The sequence below is a fragment of the Prevotella heparinolytica genome, assembly GCF_002998535.1.
Taxonomy (GTDB): Bacteria; Bacteroidota; Bacteroidia; order Bacteroidales; family Bacteroidaceae; genus Bacteroides; species Bacteroides heparinolyticus.
Genome location: NZ_CP027234.1, coordinates 3,530,145 through 3,550,399 on the forward strand (window position 1 = coordinate 3,530,145; position 20,255 = coordinate 3,550,399).

The following is a 20,255-nucleotide window of genomic DNA, read 5'->3' on the forward strand; positions in this document are numbered from 1 at the left end:
TATGTGTATAATATATGGCAAAATATGATTAATAGCTGGCAATTGTGGAAGAAGAGGAAGAAAGAGATAGAAGCCGAAAGATGAGAACCGACATGTCGCAAACTAATGCATTCCTACCGTCATAGCTATACCCAGGCCGTATCAAGGTCGTATCAACACCGTGTTTCCTTCGCATCTATGGGAGCGGAGTTGATGCGGAGTTGATACGGAGTTGGTACGGAGGATATACGGAGTTGATGCGGAGGGTATGCGGAACAGACGGCTTTTTGTAAACGCTTAATAAATATCTCGGATGAATTTTAGACTGTCCCAGAGTGTTTTGTGGGGATTTTTCGTACTTTTGTCTTTGAATCGGAATAAATAAACAAAAAACATCAAAAATGAAGTCATTTTCATTGCGTAATGTAGCGTTAGGGCTCTTGTTAATCAGTATTGTAACCATCATCCCGTTTTTAGGACTGTCAGAGTACCACACGAAGGGTGAACCTCGCGAGGCGATTGTTTCTCTTTCCATGCTGGAAAGCGGAAATTGGATATCACCCCGAAACAATGGTGGTGAACTGGCTTATAAACCTCCTTTCTTTCATTGGTCGGTGGCCGCCCTCTCTCTACTGAATGGGGGCGAAGTTACCGAAATGACCTCTCGTATGCCCTCTGCCATTGCACTGATAGCCATGGCCTTCTTCGGCTTTTTGTTTTTTGCCAAAAGAACAGGCATGGGAGTAGCGTTATTGGCTGCTTTTATTTCTTTGACAAACTTCGAACTTCATAGGGCGGGGATGAACTGTCGGGTGGATATGGTTCTTACAGCATTGACTGTTGGGGCCTTATATGCGTTCTACCGATGGTATGAGAAAGGAATGCATGGAATTCCTTGGCTGGCTGTCTTGTTGATGAGCTTGGGCACGCTGACCAAGGGACCGGTAGGCAGCTTGATTCCCTGTTTGGTCATGGGTGTGTTCTTGTTGCTTCGTAATGTTTCTTTTTTACGTGCTTTCTTATGGATGTTGGCTTGTGGAACCTGCTCTCTCTTATTGCCTTTAGGCTGGTATGTAGCCGCTTACCAACAAGGTGGAGAAGAGTTTCTGGCATTGGTGATGGAAGAAAACTTCGGGCGCATGACTAATACGATGAGTTATGAATCGTGTGTTAATCCTTGGTACTATAATTTTATCACCCTTGTGGCGGGTTATGTGCCCTGGACACTGTTGCTCTTATTTTCACTTTTCACGTTGTCGTGGCGTAAATGCCGTGTGCCGCTGAAACCTCTTCGGTGGTGGAAGTGGACGGTGGAGAAAATACGACAGATGGAACCGGTAGATTTGTTTGCCGCCACTTCTATTATCATCATATTCCTGTTCTATTGCTTCCCTCAGAGTAAGCGCAGTGTATATCTGATGCCTATCTATCCGTTCATCGCTTATTTTATTGCCCGTTATATATTCTTGTTGGCAGAGAAGAAAAAGTGGGTGATCAAGGCTTACGGGGGAACATTGGCTGTAGTCGCCCTTTTGTTGTTCGTTTGTTTCTTGGTCATTAAGCTGGGACTGATTCCCGATACCATATTTCATGGCAGGCATGCGGACAAGAACATTCAGATGCTTCATGCTTTGCAAGCCGTTGGCGGATTGTCCTGGCTGTTGATTGCCATTCCTGCATTGTTGGCTGTTGCTTGGTGGATATATTGCAGACACTCTGTAGAAAATAAAACGTTGGTTCTCTTGGTGGCATTACTTATGAGTATTTATCTTTCTTTGGATGGAGCTTATCAGCCTGCTGTGCTTAATGTGAAATCTGTCAAGGGTATTGCGGCGGAAATAAACCAAGTAGCACCCGAAGAAGAGGGGACTTTGTATGAGTTTATTTCTGAAGGAGTTTTTGCGGCAGGTGACCCTTTGCATTTCTTTGAAGTGAACTTCTATCTTCGTAACCGCATCGGTAACTTTTATAAGGAGCGTCCCACAGATGGTTTTCTGTTGATAAGGGTGGACGATGTGGAAAAATTCTTCCCGCAATTTGAAGAAGAAGGATATCGTTTTGAAAAACGATATCGGTCTTCCAAAAAAGTAGTCGGCCAGATTGCCGAAGTCTATCGGTTTACGAAGGAATCTGCTTCTTCCCCTTCTTCCGATAGGTATATACAAAATGGAGAATCAGGAAATTGATAGGTACTACGATTATCATAACCAATATGGGGGCGAGCAGTTTTCCTGCCCCCATCCACAGAAAGAGATTCAATAATCCGATTTCCAATAAATAGTTTACGATGTGGCTGAAACTGAAACCGGCGGCATTGGCCGATGAAGGATGAGAACGGAATGTAAAGAACGTGGTGAGGAAATAGTTGCATATAAAGCCTACGATATATCCTCCGGTAAAGGCAAAGTTGGGATTGACAAATTCCAAAAGCAGACAGTACACCCCGTAATGGATGGCCGATGAGATTGTACCTACAATGCCAAACCGAACAACTTGCCAGAACTTCTCTTGCCATTCGGGGTGACTGTTCCAGAATGCCTTGATCTTATTCATCCTTTTTATTCTCATGCAGCACTTCTTCAATGTTGTAGAGCGGGCGGTGTTTAACTTCTTTATAAATCTTTCCGATATATATGCCTATGCTGCCGATGGAGATTAGTACAGCGCCTCCCACGAACCAGATGGATAGTATGAGCGAAGCCCATCCGTGTTCGGCGGTTCCGGACATCAAGGAGTAGAGTACATAGATACCTATAAGAATACTGATAAAGATGAAGATTCCTCCTGAGTATACAATGCAATAAATGGGTTTCACGGAGAACGATGTAATGCCGTCCAGCGCCAGACTCAACATCTTTCTTAAGGTATATTTGGAGACGCCGGCAGTGCGTTCCTTGATTACGTCATCTACGGTAGTCGATGGAAGTCCCAACAAAGGAATTATTCCCCGCAAATATAAGTTCCTTTCCTGATAGCCGGCCAGCAGATCGAGGGCGCGTTTGCTTAATAAACGGAAGTCGGCATGGTTATAATAACTTTCCACACCCATTTTTCTCTGGAGTTTATAGAAAGTCATAGCCGAAACCCGTTTCAGCATAGGGTCGGCGCTCCGCTGTACTTTTATGCCATATACAATGTCAAAACCTTTGGCGTGTAAATCTATCATGCGTTCTACTGCATTAAGGTCGTCTTGCAAATCGACGTCCATTGTGATCACCGCATCGCTCCATGCTTTGGCAGACATCATTCCGGCCATGATGGCATTTTGATGCCCTACGTTGCGTGCGAGATTTACTCCTTTCATATAAGGGTTTGTTCTGTACAGCTCACGGATAATTTGCCAAGTGCGGTCTTGGCTACCGTCATTTACCAAAAGCACAAAACTGTCTGGAGTGATTTTCTGTTTTGAAATCAAGTCATTCAATAAAGCAGTCAGCAATTTTGCTGACTGGTGAAGTACTGCCTCTTCATTGTAGCAAGGGCAGACAATGGCCAGTCTAATCATTTTTGTTTGTTTTTAAGTTCTGCTATTTTGATGGCGGCAAACTCGTTATAAGTCATGAACGGATAACCTTTGCTCTTTAAATTGCGGATGAGGGTGTCGAGTCGTTTTTCCATTCCTTCGCCCGAACGGTTCTTTATGATAAAGGGCATTTTAAGCTCAGGATGTTTACCTAACGGGAAGAACTCCCAAGGATGGAAATAGGTGACGAAATAACCATCATGCCGAAGTACCCTATGGGTCATCCATAAATAAAGATTCATTGGCAGATTATGGCACGAAAGCCAGAATAGGGGGAAGCGCAACAGAGGCGTCACCGAAGCAGGGATTTGCAATACATTGTTTTTCATGAAGTAGGTACGCGGTTCGGTCAGGTGCATGTAGCGTCCGGGAATGAAGGCTGGGTTTAAGGATGAATTATAGGTGTAGCCATTCTTCTCGATTTCTTCATCGGATACGGGAAACATACGTGGCTGCCGGTATCCGCTGACGGTGATCGGGAGGAGTTTTTCAAGGGTTGCTTTGGAAAGATGTACATCAGATTCTTGTGGACGCCAATGATCACACCCATGTGCTGCAACTTCATGCCCTTCATTGATGATGCGTTGCATCACTTGCGGGGCATTTTCTGCGAAGTTCGTGGTGCAGAAAAATGTTGCCTTTACGCTGTTGCTCTGCAATATATCAAGAATTTTGCATGTTCCGGTCACTGAAATTTTCATGGCCTCGTCCAAGGAGATCTCTACTCCATGTTCGCGGGGGACGTCAAATTCTTCTGTGTCAAAACTTAATAGAATCATACTTTTGTGGTGTTATATGTGGCAAAGTTAGCCATTGTTGCAGAATAATTCGTATTTTTGACGGCAAAAATAGCATGAATAAAGAACTATTTATGCAAACAATAAACGCAAAAGCATTATGTCTCCTGAGTCGCTGATTGACAAATATTATCCCGAAGAGAGTCCTTTGAAGCATATATTGCTGATTCATAGCCATGCCGTTGCCCATAAAGCATTGCAGATTGCTGAATGCCATCCGGAGCTTTCTTTGGACAAAGAATTTATATACGAGGCAGCTATGTTGCATGATATCGGTATTTTCCTTACCGATGCTCCCGGCATTCATTGCTTTGGCGATAGACCGTATATCTGCCATGGTTATTTGGGTGCTGATTTACTACGTGGTGAAGGCTATCCCCGACATGCGTTGGTATGCGAAAGGCATACCGGAGCCGGACTTTCATTGGCAGAGATCGTAACACAAAGCCTGCCGATTCCGCATCGCGAAATGCTTCCTGTCAGTCTGGAAGAACAAGTCATCTGTTTTGCCGATAAGTTCTATTCAAAAACTCATTTGGAGAAAGAAAAGAGCATAGATAAAGCCCGGAAAAGTTTGGAACGTTACGGCGAAGAGGGCTTAAGGCGCTTTGAACATTGGTGCGAACAGTTCTTGTAGCAATCTAAATTTCTTTAAAAAGGGAGATTATACGCATAAAATACGTACTTTTGCCATCCTAAGCGTAAAACTATTAGTTAATGACGCCATTGAAAGCAAATTCATTCATAGCATTTATATTATTATTCGTTTTGCTTCTTCTTTCCGACGGGGCTCTTTCTCAACGTCGCAGAGAGAGAGTGGCGTCTTCGGGCAAACAGCGGATAGACTCTTTACATATTGGTGATTCTTTGCAGAGAGATACTGTGCCAGTTCCTCCTCCCAAGAAGACAGAACTGGATGCTCCGGTGACTTATGAAGCCAACGATTCCATTGTTTTTACTCAAAGTGGTTTTGCTCATCTTTACGGGCAAGGCAAGGTGACCTATCCGGGGGCTGATCTGGCCGCCGATGTTATTTCTATGGACATGGATAATAGCACGGTTTTTGCCCGTGGTGTGATCGATTCGTTAGGTACGGCGAAAGGACGGCCCGTTTTTAAGGATGGAGACACTTCTTACGAAACAGATACTATTCGCTATAATTTTAAGAGCAAGAGAGGAATTATCAGTAATGTGGTCAGCCAGCAAGGCGAAGGATACGTGACCGGTAATAATGCGAAGAAGGGTCATAACGACGAGCTCTATATGAAAAACGGACGCTATACCACTTGCGACCATCATGATCACCCTCACTTTTACATGCAGATGACTTATGCTAAAGTACGGCCTAAGAAAAACGTAGTGACAGGACCGGCTTATTTGGTCGTGGAAGATGTTCCACTTCCTATTGCTGTGCCATTCTTCTTCTTCCCGTTCTCCAGCAGTTATCAGTCTGGCTTTCTGATGCCTACTTATATGGATGACTCCAACCGTGGTTTCGGCTTGACGGATGGAGGGTATTATTTTGCCATCAATGAACAGATGGATCTGAAATTGAAGGCGGATATCTTTACAAAAGGCTCGTGGGCATTGAATGCGGAATCAAATTACGTGAAGCGTTATAAATATTCCGGATTGTTTCAGGCAAGTTATCAGGTAACCAAGACCGGTGATAAAGGATTGCCCGACTATTCGGTTGCCAAAGACTTTAAAGTGGTGTGGTCTCATCGTCAAGACCCCAAAGCCAGTCCCAACTCAAACTTTTCGGCCAGTGTGAATTTTGCTACGAGCAGTTACGAGAAGACTAATATTGGTAATCTGTATAATGTGCAGGCAATGTCGCAGAACACGAAGACTTCAAGCGTCAGCTACTCACGAAACTTTCCGGATCAGAAACTGAATATTTCTGCTTCGGGAAATATTGCCCAGAACATGAGAGACTCTTCGATTGCTGTAACTTTGCCCGATCTCAATATTTCACTCAGTACCATTTTCCCTTTCAAACGGAAGCGTGCTGTGGGAGATGAAAAGTGGTATGAGAAGATTTCAATTCGCTATACCGGTAGAATGAAGAACAGCATTAGGACAAAGGATGACCGGTTGTTCAAATCCAATTTGGTAAGGGATTGGGAAAACGGTATGCAACACGATATTCCCATCAGTGCAACGTTTACTTTATTCAAATACTTCAATTTGACTCCTACGTTTAATTATACGGAACGTTGGTACACGAGAAAAATAAAGCAAGATTGGGATATCCCGAGCCAAAAAGTGGTGAACGATACAATATATGGTTTCCACCGTGTGTATAATTATAGTACCAGTCTGGGCATTAATACCAAGATTTATGGCATGTACAAACCGTTGTTTCTGCCCAAGAAAGAAATACAAATCCGTCATGTCATCACACCTTCGGTGAGCATCAGTGCGGCGCCGGACTTCACTACGTCTCACTATGGCTATTATGACTCCTATATTGAAGAAGGAAAGAATGGAGAACGTAGAGAGGTTCGCTACTCTTATTATTCCGGGCAACCTTTCGGCGTGCCGAGCGGTGGAAAGCAAGGAAGTGTCAATTTCAGTATTTCCAACAATCTGGAGATGAAGTTCAAAGACAAAAACGATTCTATTCGTAAAGTGAGTCTGATAGATGAATTAGGTGCCGGTATCAGCTATAATATGGCGGCGGAGACAAGGCCATGGAGCGACTTGAATGTGAACCTTCGCCTGAAGTTGGGCAAAAACTATACTTTCAGTATGGCTTCTACATTTGCCACTTATGCTTATGAGTTCAATGAAAAAGGCGAAGTGGTGGTGGGTGACCGTACGGAGTGGTCGTATGGACGTTTCGGGCGTTGGTCCGGTTATGGCACCTCTTTTAGCTATACGCTGAATAACGACACTTTCAAGAAACTTTTCGGCAAAAAGGATGAGGCTGAAGAGAAAAGGAAAAAAGATAAACCTGAGAACGGTGGAGATGAAGAGGGGGCTGATGCTGAAAATTCGGGTGTGGGCATGCCGGCGAAGAAAACAAAAGAAGCAACGGCCGATGCCGATGGTTATCAGGCTTTCAAAATGCCGTGGTCTGTATCTTTGAGTACCGGCTTCAATATAACGGAAGATAGGGATAAGCCTATCAATCGGAAGAATATGCGTTACCCCTATAAAATCGGCTTGAATGCTCTTAACATCAATGGAAATGTCAAGCTAAGCAATAAGTGGGCGGTAAATTTCAACTCCGGTTATGATTTCAATGCAAAGCTGATAACAAATACGGTCTTTAATATCACGCGTGATTTGCACTGCTTTACGATGACTGCCAGCCTTGCTCCTTTTGGAATGTATAAATATTATAATTTCACCATTCGTGCTACCGCACAGATTCTGCAAGACTTGAAATGGGAGCAAAGAAGCCAGACTCAGACAAATATTAAGTGGTATTAGGGTGAGGTGCTTCAACCGGAGTAATAACATCCTCTGTTACCAATATATTTCTTTTTCTCCATGTCCTTTTAGATATTCATTTGTCTTGCTGAAGTGCTTGTTCCCAAAGAAGCCGTTATAGGCAGAAAGAGGAGAAGGATGTGCGGAGGTCAGCACCAAGTGTTTGCTTCGGTCAATGAATGCTCCTTTACGTTGGGCATAAGCTCCCCAAAGAATAAACACAAGATGCTCTTTTTCTTCTGCAAGAACTCGTATGGCAGCATCTGTGAAAGTTTCCCAGCCACGATTCTGGTGAGAACCAGCCTGATGGGCACGGACAGTAAGAGTGGCGTTCAGCAGTAATACACCTTGTTCTGCCCAGCGTGTCAGGTTGCCGGTGGCAGGAGTTTCGGTACCGATATCATCTCTTATCTCTTTAAAAATATTGATCAAAGACGGCGGAAATTGAACGCCGTCATTTACGGAGAAGCAAAGGCCGTGCGCTTGTCCCGGACCGTGGTAGGGGTCCTGGCCGATGATCACCACTTTCACTTTGTCGAAAGGGCATAGATTAAATGCATTGAAGATCAATCTCCCCGGCGGATATATGGCATACGTTCCGTACTCATTACGTACGAAATCTGTCAGGTGCTTGAAATAGTCTTTTTCGAATTCTGATTGTAAGCGGACTTTCCAGCTATCTTCTATTTGAACATTCATAAAGGTCCTTTTCTTAATGGATTCAGACTGCTAAAGTACGAAATAAAAAAGTAAAAAGAGCATTTCAATCCGAGAAAATGAAACGCTCCTTCTTTATTCTTTCTTTCGGTAGTTCCCGAAAGAGCTTTCTTTGTCGATCTTAAAAAACATGTCTGTCTTGATTTACGGTTAAATCAAATGTATATTGTGCTCTTTGCATTCCCGACGCATGTCTTCCGGCCAGATGCTGGCTTGTATTTCTCCGATGTGGGCTTTGCGAAGGTAGAACATGCACAGGCGCGATTGGCCTATACCGCCACCGATGGAAAGCGGAAGTGTATTCTCCATCAGGCGTTTGTGGAAGTAAAGCTCCAGACGACGTTCTTCATTCGTCTCTTTGAGTTGGCGTAGCAATGCCTCTTTGTCCACGCGAATACCCATAGACGAAAGCTCTATGCTACGTTGTAGAATATTGTCCCATAGCAATAGGTCGCCATTCAGACCGGGCAGACCATTCAATCCGGGGGTGGTGTAGTCATCATAGTCGGGGGCGCGTCCATCGTGCTTCTTCCCATCACCCAGTTTGCAACCGATGCCAATGATAAATACGGCTCCAAACTTTTTGCAGATGGCATGTTCGCGGTCTTTGGGTTCCAAGTTCGGATACAGTTGGCGCAGCTCTTCCGCATGGATGAAGTGCAACTTTTGGGGGCAAGGAAGGCAAGGCTTGATTTGCGGGTATGTTTCATATACCATATATTCCGTACGTACCATGGCAGCGTAGATGCGGGTTACGATTTCTTTCAGAAACTCCACATTACGATTTTCGGCAGTGATGACCCGTTCCCAATCCCATTGGTCTACATAAAGTGAATGGAGGTTTCCCAATTCTTCATCGGCGCGAATGGCATTCATGTCCGTATAGATGCCATACCCGGGTTCGATATGATATTCAGCAAGCGTAAGACGCTTCCATTTGGCAAGAGAATGTACCACTTCTGCCTTGGAGTCTTTTAAATCTTTGATAGGGAAAGTTACTGCACGCTCCACGCCATTGAGGTCATCGTTGATTCCCATCCCCTTCAAGACGAAGAGAGGGGCTGTCACACGGCGCAGGCGTAACTCGGAAGAAAGGTTTAATTGGAAAAAATCTTTGATTTGTTTAATTCCTAATTCCGTTTGTTTCAGATCTAGTAAAGGTTTGTACCCTTCTGGTTTTATTAGATAACTCATAAACTTATTTGTTCTTCTATTAAATTGCGAGGCAAAGATAGAAATAATATTTATACTTGTTTGTGTTTTGGATGAAAAAATAGCATAATGTTTGGTTGTGACTGCGTGTTGCTCGCAAAATAACAATGCAATGGAATAAAATGTGGGTGGAAAAAGTCGGGCTTGTTAGAAAAACCAAAAGGAATATTAGGAAGATGCCGGTATTTTTTCTATTTTTGCGTCCGCATTCGGCTCCGTAGCTTAGTGAATAGAGCGTCAGATTCCGGTTCTGAAGGTCGTGCGTTTGAATCGCACCGGGGTCACACAATAAAGCCGCAACATCTTACTTGATAGATTGTTGCGGCTTTTGTTTGGCCTTATTGCGGGGGCAATTTTATGGAAGAGGTTTAGATAAAAAAGGGAAACCGACGCTACGCCGGCTTCCCTTTTTATTTCGAAATAGGAGTTTGGAATTATCCGTTAACTCTTTTTTCTTTAATTCTTGCTTTCTTACCGGTACGAGCGCGGAGGTAGTACAATTTTGCGCGACGAACTTTACCAACCTTGTTCACTTCAATACTGTCGATAGCCGGTGATTCGATCGGGAAAATACGTTCTACGCCAACGGTTCCAGACATTTTACGTACTGTGAAACGCTTCTTGTCTCCGTGTCCGGAAATCTTGATAACAACACCGCGGTACAACTGTACACGCTCTTTGTTACCTTCGACGATACGATATGCTACTGTCACTGTGTCACCAGCCTTGAAGCTCGGGTGCTGTTTTCCGGTAGCAAATGCTTCTTCTGCAATTTTAATTAAATCCATTGTCTTTTTATTATTAAATTGTTTGATCGTTACAACGCAACATACCAGGCTTCTCTCAGTTTTCTCCTGACAGCGATTGCGCGAAAGCGGTGCAAAGAAACGAATTATTTGTCAGATACACAAGCGTTAACCCGCTTTTTTGTGATGGGCGTTTTGTGGTGGGATTTGCTTGCGCTTATATTGGAGGAGGAATAAAGTCCGTTTATCAATTCCTTTTTTGTGGGGCAGCCGCTTTTTATGTAGTGTTTTGGCAATCCAAATCTTTTTACAAACAGCGATATGCTGAAACGACTCGTTTTCTTCCTCACCGAGGAAGGCATCGGATCTCGGTGAGGAAGAGGTCGTTCCCCGGTGAGGAACCATCGTATCTTGGTGTCGGACACTGCCCCCTGCTGTGGCATGTTCTGAATGGGGTGGATCACGGAAGTTTCTGCTTTGAAAAATGTTGATGAATAAGAAACTGCTTAGGATTTATTTCATCTTTCTTCGAGGCATTGTTTTGAAGTTCTTGGTCTGTTTTCAGGCGGGCCATGGCGGGCTGTGTGACGAATAAAACGGAGAGATTTCCTTCTCCCGTTTCCAAACGATACCCTACCGCTCATCACTTACGCTCACCGTTAATCGCTTATCGTTAATCTCCATTTTAATCTTCTTTTATGCGGTTCAATCATAAAAGAGAAGTATATTTGTAGCAGTTTAAAACTGAAGATGTATGAAAAAACAAATTTTCCGTTTCCTTTCCGGAGGGATAATGACTGTGGCGCTTTTGTTGGCTTCCTGCCATTCTTCTTACAAAGTGGCCCGGATGGAAGGTGGTAGAATTCCCGTAGACTCTACGTGGGACGTTGAGCCGGATGCCGAAGCAATGGCTTTGCTGGCTCCTTATAAACAGCAGATAGACAGCGTAATGGGGCGTGTGATTGGAAGTGCCGAAGTATCTATGGACAGATTCAGGCCGGAAAGTCCTTTGTCCAACTTGATTGCGGACGTGTTGCGTGAGGTGGCTATGGAGGTGCAGGGCGCACCTGCCGACATGGGGCTGATAAATATGGGTGGTATTCGTAACTCTTTGAGTGAAGGCCCCATTACCATTGAGAACATTTTTGAAGTGCTGCCTTTTGAAAACTCTCTTTGCGTGCTCACCATGAAAGGCACTGCCATGAAACTCTTGTTTGATAATATAGCCGTGCGGGGCGGTGAAGGAGTGAGCGGCATAGAGCTGGAAATAACCAAAGAAGGTAAGGTGCTGCGTGCGCTCGTGGGCGGAAAACCGGTTGAGGATGACCGGACATATACGGTTGCCACCGTGGACTATCTGGCCGACGGGAACGATGGGTTGACGGCATTCATGCAGGCCGACAAGAGGGTGTGTCCTCAAGGAGCCACTGTGCGCGACATTTTCACAAAATATGTAGAGAGGCATGCGGCGGCCGGCAAAAAGATAACCTCGCGCATGGAGGGGAGAGTGATAATAAAAGAATAAGGATTTAAAAAACAGAAGTTCGATGAAACGTATATATTCTTTAGCAGTTCTACTGCTTTTGGCCCTTTCGCTATCGGCGCAGCAAGGAAAATCCGGCGCTTTGGAGAAGCAATTGTTCATTCTGCATACCAGCGATACACACAGTCGCATAGAACCTATCAGTCGGGAAGCTGCCGACAAGTACGCCGGAATGGGTGGGGCAGTGCGCCGTGCCGGAATTGTGAAACAGTTTCGTGGCAAGCATCCCGATATGTTGTTGTTGGATTGTGGAGACATATCGCAAGGCACACCTTATTATAATCTCTTTCAAGGTGAATTGGAAATCAAGATGATGAATCTCATGGGCTATGACGCTATGGCGATAGGGAATCACGAGTTCGACTTCGGATTGGAAAATATGGCACGCTTGTTTCGTCTGGCTCGGTTTCCGATAGTTTGCTCCAATTATGAAGTGGCGGGTACGGTTCTTGAAGGGTTGGTGAAACCTTATATCATCTTGGAGCGTGAGGGTCTGAAGATTGGTGTTTTCGGCCTGGCTCCGAAGTTGGAGGGCTTGGTACAAGCCGATAAAAGCGAAGGGGTGGTTTATAAAGACCCGATAGCGGTGGCACAGGAAATGAGCGACCTTCTCGGAGGAAAGGAAGGGTGCGATGTCGTGATTTGTTTGTCGCATCTGGGCTTGCAAAGACTGATGCCCGGCGATGTAGATGATGAGCAGTTGGTGGCCAAGACGCATGGCATTGATGTCATCTTGGGCGGACATACGCACACCTTTATGGAGAAGCCGATGGTATATCTGAATGCCAACGGGGAGAATGTCTCCTTGTTGCATTCCGGAAGAAATGGTATTTTCGTAGGAGAAATGGTACTTACCCTGACCCCAAAATAACCTGTGGATTATCTCGAAACCTCTAAGAACAATGAAATCAACCAAATCTTTATTGTGCATTTTAGGCTTTGTCATAGGCACATCTTCTCTTTATGCCAGGACGAAAGTTGCTATTTCGCCTTTGGACGCAGAAAACCGGTGCCGCCAATGGGTCGATTCGGTCTTCTCCGGTTTGAGCATGCAAGAGAAGGTGGGGCAACTCATTGTTGCCACTATGCCGGCCGAAGTGGATAAAGCGGCCAAAAAGCAGGTACGCGAATGGGTGCGGGAATACAAGGTGGGCGGTTTGCTTTTCTCCGGAGGAACACCGGAAGAGCAGACCATCCTGGCCAATATAGCCCGAAAGGAGTCCAAAGTTCCTGTCATGATGGCCATCGATGGAGAGTGGGGGGCATCCGTACGGCTGAAAGATAGTCCGGAATATCCCGGCACCGTGGCTTTGGGATGTATTGAAGACAGGGAGTTAGTAGAGGAATACGGGCGTGAGACAGCCCGCCAGTTCCGTCAATTGGGAATACATGCGAATCTTGCACCTGATGTGAATGCCGATGCGGACTTATTGAAACCTGTGGCGCATGTGCGGTCTTTCAGTAAGAATTCGCATGAAGTGGTTGAAAAGTTGCTGGCGGGAAACGATGTGGTGCGGGTAGAATCCGACGTGAAGCAGGCGACGCACGAGTTGGCTGTTGCCGTGGCGACAGGTCGTTTGAGCCCCAAAGAGCTGGAGGTCAAGTGTCGCAGAATCTTGACTTATAAATATAGGTTGGGTTTGCGGAACCGGCAACCGCAGATTCAGGTCAGCGGCATGAGCTATCGTGTCAATACGAAAGAGGCGCGGGTCTTGGCCGGCAAGTTGAGTCGTTCGGCGGTTACGGTGTTGAGCAACTATTTCGATGTGCTCCCATTGACTCCTGTAGAAAGCAATATGGCCATCCTCAGTATTGGAGAGCGGCATCGGGATGTTCCTTTTGTGGAACGCATGAAGGAGCATGTCGGCATTGATCATTTTTATTTATCGGGAGATGCCGATGAGGCTGCCAGGCAGGTGGTAGCCGAGCAGTTGAGGGCTTATCGCCGCGTGGTTGTCAGCGTTGTGGGAGAGGTCTATATCGGTGAGCGCGACATGGCTTTCCTCGAGGGGCTGCACTTGCAGGCTCCCTTGGTCTATACATGCTTCACCTCCCATCGCACGTTGCAACTTTTTACTCCGGCACTTGCCAAATCGAGTGCTGTGGTCTTGGCCCATACGGCAGACGCCGATTTGCAGCGATATGTGGCGGATGTGCTCTTTGCAAAAGCACCGGCCAATGGCAAGATACCGGTAGACATCGGCAGACTTTTCCCGGCAGGCACAGGCTGTGCGATTGAATCGGGCATGGAGCCGGGAAGAAACATCCCGGAAGACTGCGGCATGAGATCGTACGTGCTGCAAAAGATAGACGGCATTGTGCGGAAGGGATTGGAAGCGGGCGCCTATCCCGGTTGTTGCGTATTGGTATGGAAAGACGGGCAACCGGTATATGACAAGCGTTTCGGAACTCATTCCGACAAAGACACCACGGCTGTTCGCCCTTCCGATCTTTTTGATTTGGCTGCTTTGACAAAAACAAGCGCCACCCTGCTTGCCGTCATGAAGTTGTATGACGAGGGGAAAATAAGGTTGGACGATAAAGTATCCGCTTATTTGCCTTTCCTGCGTGCCGGCGACAAACAGCATATCACCATCCGTGAGCTGTTGTTCCATGAGTCGGGATTGAGTCCTTACGAGCGCTTTTACGAGGAACTCATTGAGCCGAACTCTGTGCATGGCCCGTATTTGCAGAGTTGGGTAGACAAGTGGCACACTACCCGGGTGAGCGAAAATGGTTATTATAGTTCCGACTTCAAATTCAAGAGGAACATGGTTTCCTCCAGACGGACTTCGGAACACAGCCTGCACATGGCAGATGGCATGTGGTTGAACAGGAATTTTAAAAATACCATCCTTCAGCGGATTGCCAAATCGGACTTGGATAGAAAACGCTATGTGTATAGCGACCTGGGTTTCGTGCTTTTGCAGCAGTTGGTGGAAGCATGTACAAGGATGCCCATGGATGCCTATCTTGACAAAGAGTTTTATGTCCCGATGGGGTTGCAACGTACCTTGTTTTTGCCTTTGACCAAGTTTGGCAAGAGCGAAATCATGCCCACCGCAGCCAATGATTTCCTGCGTCGTCAGGATCTCTGCGGATATGTGCACGACGAAATAGCCGCCTGCATGGGTGGCGTGTCCGGCAGTGCTGGGTTGTTCTCCACGGCCGAAGAGGTGGCCAAGATTCATCAAATGCTGCTTGACGGAGGCGAGTTCAATGGCAAGCGCTTCTTAAGTGAGGCCACCTGCCGCTTGTTTACGACGGAAAAGTCAGCCATCAGTCGTCGTGGATTGGGATTCGACAAACCGGACCTTTCTGTCTTGAAGAACAGTCCGTGTTCCGCATCCGCTCCGGTATCCGTGTACGGGCATAACGGTTTTACCGGAACAGCTGTTTGGGTAGATCCCGACAGCAAGATTATATATGTATTTCTTAGTAATCGTCTTTGTCCCGATGCGTGGAATACAAAATTGGGTGATATGTATATAATAAAGAATATACAGGAGTTGATTTATGAAAGTCTGAGAAAATAATGAGAAGAGCCTTTTTGTTTGCATTGCTTGTTGTGGCTTGTTCCGCCCGCTTTGTTACGGATGGCAAGCGTCCTCTTGCACCACCTGTTCCGGTGCCGCCGGTAGAGACCATACTGATGCGGCCTTACCTGAATGACTCCAAGTGCAGTGAATGGGCCGACTCCGTTATGCAACGATTGAGCCTGAAAGAACGCGTCGCGCAGCTTTTTATTTATACGATTGCGCCTCAACGCGACAAGCGCAACCGTGAACTCTTGCGCAAAGTGGTGGATGGGTATAAAGTAGGCGGGCTGCTTTTTTCGGGCGGACTGCTGCAAAATCAGGCCATGCTGACAAACGAGGCGCAACAAATGGCTGATGTGCCCTTGCTGATTACTGCTGACGCAGAGTGGGGATTGTCCATGCGCCTGCAAGGAACGCCGGCTTTTCCGCGAAATATGGTGTTGGGCTGCATTGAAGACGACAGTCTGGTATATGAGTACGGCCGTGAAATGGCCCGCCAATGCAAGGAATTGGGCATTCAAGTAAACTTCGCTCCGGTAGCGGATGTGAACATCAATCCTCAGAATCCGGTGATTAATACCCGCTCGTTTGGCGAAGACCCGGTCAGAGTGTCTAACAAAGTCTTTGCCTATTCCAAAGGGCTGGAAGAGGGAGGAGTACTTTCAGTGTGCAAACACTTTCCCGGACATGGAGATACGGATGTGGATTCCCACAAAGCATTGCCTACTTTATCTTTTACCCGCGAGCGTCTGGACAGTGTGGAGCTGTACCCTTTCAAACAAGCCATATCGGCCGGGCTGAGCGGCATTATGGTGGGGCATCTTGAGGTACCGGTGTTTGAGACACGAAGTGGCTTGCCGTCTTCCCTTTCCCGTAATGTGGTTTATGACTTGTTGACGCATGAGTTGAAGTTCAAAGGACTTATCTTCACAGATGCACTTGCCATGAAAGGAGTTTCGGGCAATTCGTCGGTCTGCTTGCAAGCCTTGAAGGCGGGCAATGACCTGCTGCTGGTGCCCCGCCGTATCAAGGAGGAATTGGAGAGTGTGGTAGAGGCGGTGAGAAGTGGAGAGTTGGCAGAGGAATACATCAATGAGAAATGCAGGAAAGTATTGATGTACAAATATGCATTGGGATTGAGCCGAAGGCCTCATGTCCGTCTGGCAGGTTTGGAAAATCGCATCAATACACCGGCTACACAGACCTTGATAAAACGTCTGAATCTGGCGGCGATTACCGTGTTGGGCAATCAAACGGGCGTGTTGCCATTAGATCCTATCGTTAAGGATGTGGCGGTGCTTAATGTGGGTGATGCTAAGACGGTGGCACCTTTCCTGAAAGAGCTTTCCCGATATACTCATCCTGTGGTGCATCAATTGGGCGAGAATTTGCCGGAAGCGGAATATGGGCAGTTGCGCGACAGTTTGGTGCATTACAAACGCATATTGGTTTGTATCACAGAGCAGAAGTTGGCTGCTTATCAGGCGTTCTTTGCCAAGTTTGCACCGGAAGTGCCGGTGGTTTACCTCTCCTTTATTCCCGGAAAGCAGCTCTTGCAAATACATCGGGGCATCTCGGCGGCAGAGGCTGTGGTGCTGGCTCACTCTGCCGATGAAGAGGTTCAACAACAGGTGGCCGGAGTGCTGTATGGCCGTGCCGGGGCGGATGGACGTCTTTCTGCTGCGATAGGCGGATTGTTTGCGGCCGGGATGGGAGAAACTTTAGGCCCTCATTCTGTACCGCACTTTGTCCCCGAAGAGTATGGCATGGACTCTCGCCTGCTGGCCAAGATAGGTGAGATAGCTGAAGAAGGCATTCGCAAAGGAGCTTATCCCGGTTGTCAGGTAGTGATACTGAAAGACGGCAGGGAAATGTACAACAAGGCTTTCGGTACGCATACCAGAGGCGGGGTAGCAACAAATAGTCCGCAACAGGTGCGGAAGACGGATGTATATGACGTCGCTTCGTTGAGCAAGACTACGGCTACTTTGCTGGCTGTGATGAAACTATATGATAAGGGACGCATCAGCTTGACGGATTGTGTCTCCGATTATTTGCCTTTCTTGCGAAATACGGATAAGAAAGACATCACGGTGCGCGATTTGCTGCTGCATGAATCCGGTTTGCCTTCCACTTTGTTGTTCTATCAGGATGCCATCGATTCGAAGAGTTATTCCGGCAGCCTGTTCCGGGGGAAACAGGATGCCCGCCATCCGTTGCGCATTGGCAGCCGGACGTGGGCCAATCCGAAATTCCGTTTCCGGGCAGGATTGACCTCGAAGGAACAAACAACGGAGTGCACCATGCAAGTAGCGGACAGCCTATGGCTGAATCGTTCTTTCAAAGAAGAATATCTGCAAAAGATAGCTGATGCACCTCTGAAGGGGAAAGTGTATCGTTACAGTTGCGTGGGATTCATTTTGTTGCAGCAATTGGTCGAAGCACGTACGGGAATGGCATTGAGTGAGTTCCTTGCCAAGGAGTTCTATATGCCTATGGGACTGAAGCATACGGGCTACTTGCCTTTGCGTTTCTTAAACAAGGACGAGATCGTACCTTCTTCCATCGACCCGTTTTTACGGAAAACAACTCTGCAAGGTTTTGTACATGATGAATCCGCGGCTTTTCTGGGCGGCGTGTCGGGCAATGCCGGTTTGTTCTCTAATGCCGGAGAAGTGGCGAAGATTCATCAGATGCTGCTGAACGGCGGCGAGCTGGATGGAAAACGCTATTTAAGTAAAGCCACTTGCAAGGTTTTCACCACGACCGTTTCTAAAATCAGCCGTCGAGGTTTAGGCTTTGATAAGCCGGATACCCGTAATCCGCAGAACAGCCCTTGTGCGGAATCTGCACCTGCTTCCGTCTATGGGCATACGGGCTTCACCGGTACTTGTGCTTGGGTAGATCCGGAGAATAATCTGGTATATGTGTTCCTCTGCAACCGTATATATCCGAATGCGTGGAACAACAAACTGATGCAGTTGGATATCCGGACACGGATTCAGGAGGCGATGTATAAGTCGCTGTTGCCCCGTGTTTCTGAAGAAGGGAGCAAGTAATATTATCCGTTACGTTGTGGCTCTTATGGGCAACCCGCTTCCTTTGTGTTCCGATGGAAAGACGTGGTTGTAGTATCTTTGTGTGCAAATCAACTAATTTAAAATAACGTAATGCACATGTTCAAGATTTCATCCTATCTCACGCGGGCGGGTTTCATCGGGAAGCAAAGTACGGAGCAACCGGAGGCGGATAAAGCCGGTAAAGTAAGTAAAGCGGAAAAAACAAGTCAGTCAGAAAAGGTCGGTAAAGCCGATAATGCGAAGAGGGCGGATAAAGCAGACAAGGCGGAGCGGATGAGCAAGGCGCAGAGGTGCTCGCCCACGCTTTCAAGCTTTGTCCATGCGGCATCCCGTGGCGTGAGCCGCTCCACTGCCGACAACTACCGCACGGCGGTGCGCTCGTTCGTCCGCTTCAACGGCGGCAGGGACATACCGCTATCCGCACTCAACGCCGACACCGTGCGTGCATACGAGCGGTGGCTGCAGGATCGTGGCGTATGTCCCAACACCTCCTCCTGCTACATGCGCTCGCTGCGCGCCATCCACAACAAAGCCGCCTCGAAGCGGCTCGTGAAGGACAGGGCGCCGTTCAAGGGCTTGTTCACGGGCAACGAGCGCACCGTCAAGCGTAGCATCGGGGCGGAGGAGATGCGCAGGCTGGTCCTCACCCCCTTTCCCCCTCCCTGCGGGGGAGGAAAGGAGAAAGAGGCCGCACCGGCTCCGGGTGCTTCCGCCCTCGACCTCTTCCTCTTCTCCTTCTACGCCATGGGCATGCCCTTCACCGACCTCGCGCATTTGAGGAAGCGGCAGGTAAAGGACGGGGTGCTGACCTACCGGCGCTGCAAGACGGGACGGCAGGTGAGGGTGAAACTCGAAAAGTGCATGCTCGACATCTTGGAGAAGTACAAGGCGGAGGGCACGGACTATCTCTTCCCTATATTATATAAGGTGAAGGATGGACGGATATGCCCTGTCTCCTATCCCTGCGCCCTGCGCCGCTACAACCGCTCGTTGAAGCAGCTGGCCCGGCAGGCGGGGATTACGGTCAACCTCACCTCCTACGTGGCGCGCCACTCCTGGGCGAGCATCGCCTACGAACAAGGCGTCGACCTGCCCGTCATCTCCAAAGCGCTGGGACATACCGATACCAAGACCACGCTCATATATATCGAAGGGATAAAAGACGAACGGCTGGCGGAGGCCAACCGTGAACTGCTGAACAGGCTTTCCGATGCCACCTCTTGCTAAGAGGTGTACCAATCTTTGTAAGCGCCTGCAAATTAACGTCTTTTATTCCATACAAGCAAGCTTTTTGACAGAAACTTGTATATTCTTTCACACGGGTACCCATATCCGAGTATCCCCATACCCTTTTCCATTCCCCTCCTTTCGCCTGTGCATCCGACCTTCTTTCCTTGGAGGCCCGACCGCTTTCTCCACCATCGCTCCGGCTTGTTCCGCCTGTCTGTAAGGCCTTCCTTCTCCCGCTTTGGCCCTTCCTTCCACACCTCTTAGCAAGAGGCGGGTTCCGGGAGCGTTTTCTTCCCGCTTTCGGCGATGCGCTATCCTCCCCTCCCTCTTAGCAAGAGGCGGGTTCCGGGAGCGTTTTCTTCCCGCTTTCGGCGATGCGCTATCCTCCCCTCCCTCTTAGCAAGAGGCAAGTCTCTGTAATACATGTATTAACCCTTTATTCACAGGC

14 protein-coding genes and 1 tRNA gene are annotated in these 20,255 nt (G+C 47.4%); 9 read left to right on the top strand and 6 right to left on the bottom strand.

The features are described 5' to 3' along the window. The first annotated feature begins 380 nt into the window (after window positions 1–380). Window positions 381–2,165: an ArnT family glycosyltransferase gene (locus C3V43_RS14410; RefSeq protein ID WP_106070331.1), complete on the top strand. Its 1,785-nt coding sequence runs from the start codon at window positions 381–383 to the stop codon at window positions 2,163–2,165. Here the strand turns inward: C3V43_RS14410 and C3V43_RS14415 are convergent. Genes C3V43_RS14415 through C3V43_RS14425 form a run of 3 tightly spaced genes read right to left on the bottom strand, consistent with a single transcriptional unit; the run spans window position 2,098 to window position 4,281 of the window. Continuing rightward, the gene (locus tag C3V43_RS14415) at window positions 2,098–2,532 is read right to left on the bottom strand and encodes a GtrA family protein (protein WP_106070332.1); all 435 of its coding nucleotides are present in this window, start codon (window positions 2,530–2,532) and stop codon (window positions 2,098–2,100) included. The genes C3V43_RS14410 and C3V43_RS14415 overlap by 68 nt on opposite strands. Continuing rightward, the gene (locus tag C3V43_RS14420; RefSeq protein ID WP_106070333.1) at window positions 2,525–3,484 is read right to left on the bottom strand and encodes a glycosyltransferase family 2 protein; all 960 of its coding nucleotides are present in this window, start codon (window positions 3,482–3,484) and stop codon (window positions 2,525–2,527) included. Before C3V43_RS14420 ends, C3V43_RS14415 begins: the two co-directional genes overlap by 8 nt. Next, window positions 3,481–4,281: a polysaccharide deacetylase family protein gene (locus tag C3V43_RS14425; RefSeq protein WP_106070334.1), complete on the bottom strand. Its 801-nt coding sequence runs from the start codon at window positions 4,279–4,281 to the stop codon at window positions 3,481–3,483. The genes C3V43_RS14420 and C3V43_RS14425 overlap by 4 nt, the downstream gene beginning before the upstream one ends. A 118-nt stretch (window positions 4,282–4,399) precedes the next feature. On the opposite strand from C3V43_RS14425, the gene C3V43_RS14430 reads away from it, so the two are divergent. Together C3V43_RS14430 and C3V43_RS14435 are read left to right on the top strand one after the other, a co-directional pair. Then, a complete protein-coding gene (locus C3V43_RS14430) occupies window positions 4,400–4,936 on the top strand; it encodes an HD domain-containing protein (RefSeq protein WP_106070335.1) in 537 nt (178 codons plus the stop codon). A gap of 80 nt (window positions 4,937–5,016) precedes the next feature. Beyond that, entirely contained in the window at window positions 5,017–7,740 is a 2,724-nt protein-coding gene (locus C3V43_RS14435) for a putative LPS assembly protein LptD (protein ID WP_106070336.1), read from the top strand. Between the two features lie 36 nt (window positions 7,741–7,776). Here the strand turns inward: C3V43_RS14435 and ung are convergent, their stop codons facing one another. After that, window positions 7,777–8,439: a uracil-DNA glycosylase gene (gene ung / locus C3V43_RS14440; protein ID WP_106070337.1), complete on the bottom strand. Its 663-nt coding sequence runs from the start codon at window positions 8,437–8,439 to the stop codon at window positions 7,777–7,779. Between the two features lie 168 nt (window positions 8,440–8,607). Then, window positions 8,608–9,651 carry an aspartate--ammonia ligase gene (gene asnA / locus C3V43_RS14445; protein WP_106070338.1) on the bottom strand — a complete coding sequence of 348 codons (1,044 nt, stop codon included), beginning with the start codon at window positions 9,649–9,651 and terminating at the stop codon, window positions 8,608–8,610. A 229-nt stretch (window positions 9,652–9,880) separates the two neighbouring features. Here asnA and C3V43_RS14450 point away from each other — a divergent pair. After that, a tRNA-Arg gene (locus C3V43_RS14450) sits at window positions 9,881–9,953 on the top strand. 150 nt (window positions 9,954–10,103) lie between these two features. Here C3V43_RS14450 and rplS read toward each other — a convergent pair. Continuing rightward, window positions 10,104–10,457, bottom strand: a complete 354-nt coding sequence (gene rplS, locus C3V43_RS14455; RefSeq protein WP_106070339.1) for a 50S ribosomal protein L19 — start codon at window positions 10,455–10,457, stop codon at window positions 10,104–10,106. Window positions 10,458–11,169: 712 nt separating this feature from the next. On the opposite strand from rplS, the gene C3V43_RS14460 reads away from it, so the two are divergent. The 5 genes from C3V43_RS14460 to C3V43_RS14480 all read left to right on the top strand — a co-directional run bounded on the left by C3V43_RS14460 (window position 11,170) and on the right by C3V43_RS14480 (window position 19,804). Further along, window positions 11,170–11,940: a 5'-nucleotidase C-terminal domain-containing protein gene (locus C3V43_RS14460; RefSeq protein ID WP_106070340.1), complete on the top strand. Its 771-nt coding sequence runs from the start codon at window positions 11,170–11,172 to the stop codon at window positions 11,938–11,940. A 22-nt stretch (window positions 11,941–11,962) separates the two neighbouring features. Beyond that, window positions 11,963–12,829 carry a bifunctional metallophosphatase/5'-nucleotidase gene (locus C3V43_RS14465; protein WP_106070341.1) on the top strand — a complete coding sequence of 289 codons (867 nt, stop codon included), beginning with the start codon at window positions 11,963–11,965 and terminating at the stop codon, window positions 12,827–12,829. Between the two features lie 31 nt (window positions 12,830–12,860). Then, on the top strand, window positions 12,861–15,494 hold the full coding sequence (locus C3V43_RS14470) for a serine hydrolase (RefSeq protein WP_106070342.1): 2,634 nt from the start codon (window positions 12,861–12,863) through the stop codon (window positions 15,492–15,494). After that, complete coding sequence (locus tag C3V43_RS14475) at window positions 15,494–18,556, top strand: serine hydrolase domain-containing protein (RefSeq protein WP_106070343.1); 3,063 nt, start codon at window positions 15,494–15,496, stop codon at window positions 18,554–18,556. Before C3V43_RS14470 ends, C3V43_RS14475 begins: the two co-directional genes overlap by 1 nt. A gap of 117 nt (window positions 18,557–18,673) precedes the next feature. Further along, window positions 18,674–19,804: a tyrosine-type recombinase/integrase gene (locus C3V43_RS14480; protein ID WP_164996260.1), complete on the top strand. Its 1,131-nt coding sequence runs from the start codon at window positions 18,674–18,676 to the stop codon at window positions 19,802–19,804. The last annotated feature ends 451 nt before the right edge of the window (window positions 19,805–20,255 follow it).

Bases quoted from the DNA above. Each gene is read 5' to 3' on its own strand.
- C3V43_RS14410 (WP_106070331.1), top strand. From the start codon at position 381: ATGAAGTCATTTTCATTGCGTAATGTAGCGTTAGGGCTCTTGTTAATC.
- C3V43_RS14415 (WP_106070332.1), bottom strand. From the start codon at position 2,532: ATGAATAAGATCAAGGCATTCTGGAACAGTCACCCCGAATGGCAAGAG.
- C3V43_RS14420 (WP_106070333.1), bottom strand. From the start codon at position 3,484: ATGATTAGACTGGCCATTGTCTGCCCTTGCTACAATGAAGAGGCAGTA.
- C3V43_RS14425 (WP_106070334.1), bottom strand. From the start codon at position 4,281: ATGATTCTATTAAGTTTTGACACAGAAGAATTTGACGTCCCCCGCGAA.
- C3V43_RS14430 (WP_106070335.1), top strand. From the start codon at position 4,400: ATGTCTCCTGAGTCGCTGATTGACAAATATTATCCCGAAGAGAGTCCT.
- C3V43_RS14435 (WP_106070336.1), top strand. From the start codon at position 5,017: ATGACGCCATTGAAAGCAAATTCATTCATAGCATTTATATTATTATTC.
- ung (WP_106070337.1), bottom strand. From the start codon at position 8,439: ATGAATGTTCAAATAGAAGATAGCTGGAAAGTCCGCTTACAATCAGAA.
- asnA (WP_106070338.1), bottom strand. From the start codon at position 9,651: ATGAGTTATCTAATAAAACCAGAAGGGTACAAACCTTTACTAGATCTG.
- rplS (WP_106070339.1), bottom strand. From the start codon at position 10,457: ATGGATTTAATTAAAATTGCAGAAGAAGCATTTGCTACCGGAAAACAG.
- C3V43_RS14460 (WP_106070340.1), top strand. From the start codon at position 11,170: ATGAAAAAACAAATTTTCCGTTTCCTTTCCGGAGGGATAATGACTGTG.
- C3V43_RS14465 (WP_106070341.1), top strand. From the start codon at position 11,963: ATGAAACGTATATATTCTTTAGCAGTTCTACTGCTTTTGGCCCTTTCG.
- C3V43_RS14470 (WP_106070342.1), top strand. From the start codon at position 12,861: ATGAAATCAACCAAATCTTTATTGTGCATTTTAGGCTTTGTCATAGGC.
- C3V43_RS14475 (WP_106070343.1), top strand. From the start codon at position 15,494: ATGAGAAGAGCCTTTTTGTTTGCATTGCTTGTTGTGGCTTGTTCCGCC.
- C3V43_RS14480 (WP_164996260.1), top strand. From the start codon at position 18,674: ATGTTCAAGATTTCATCCTATCTCACGCGGGCGGGTTTCATCGGGAAG.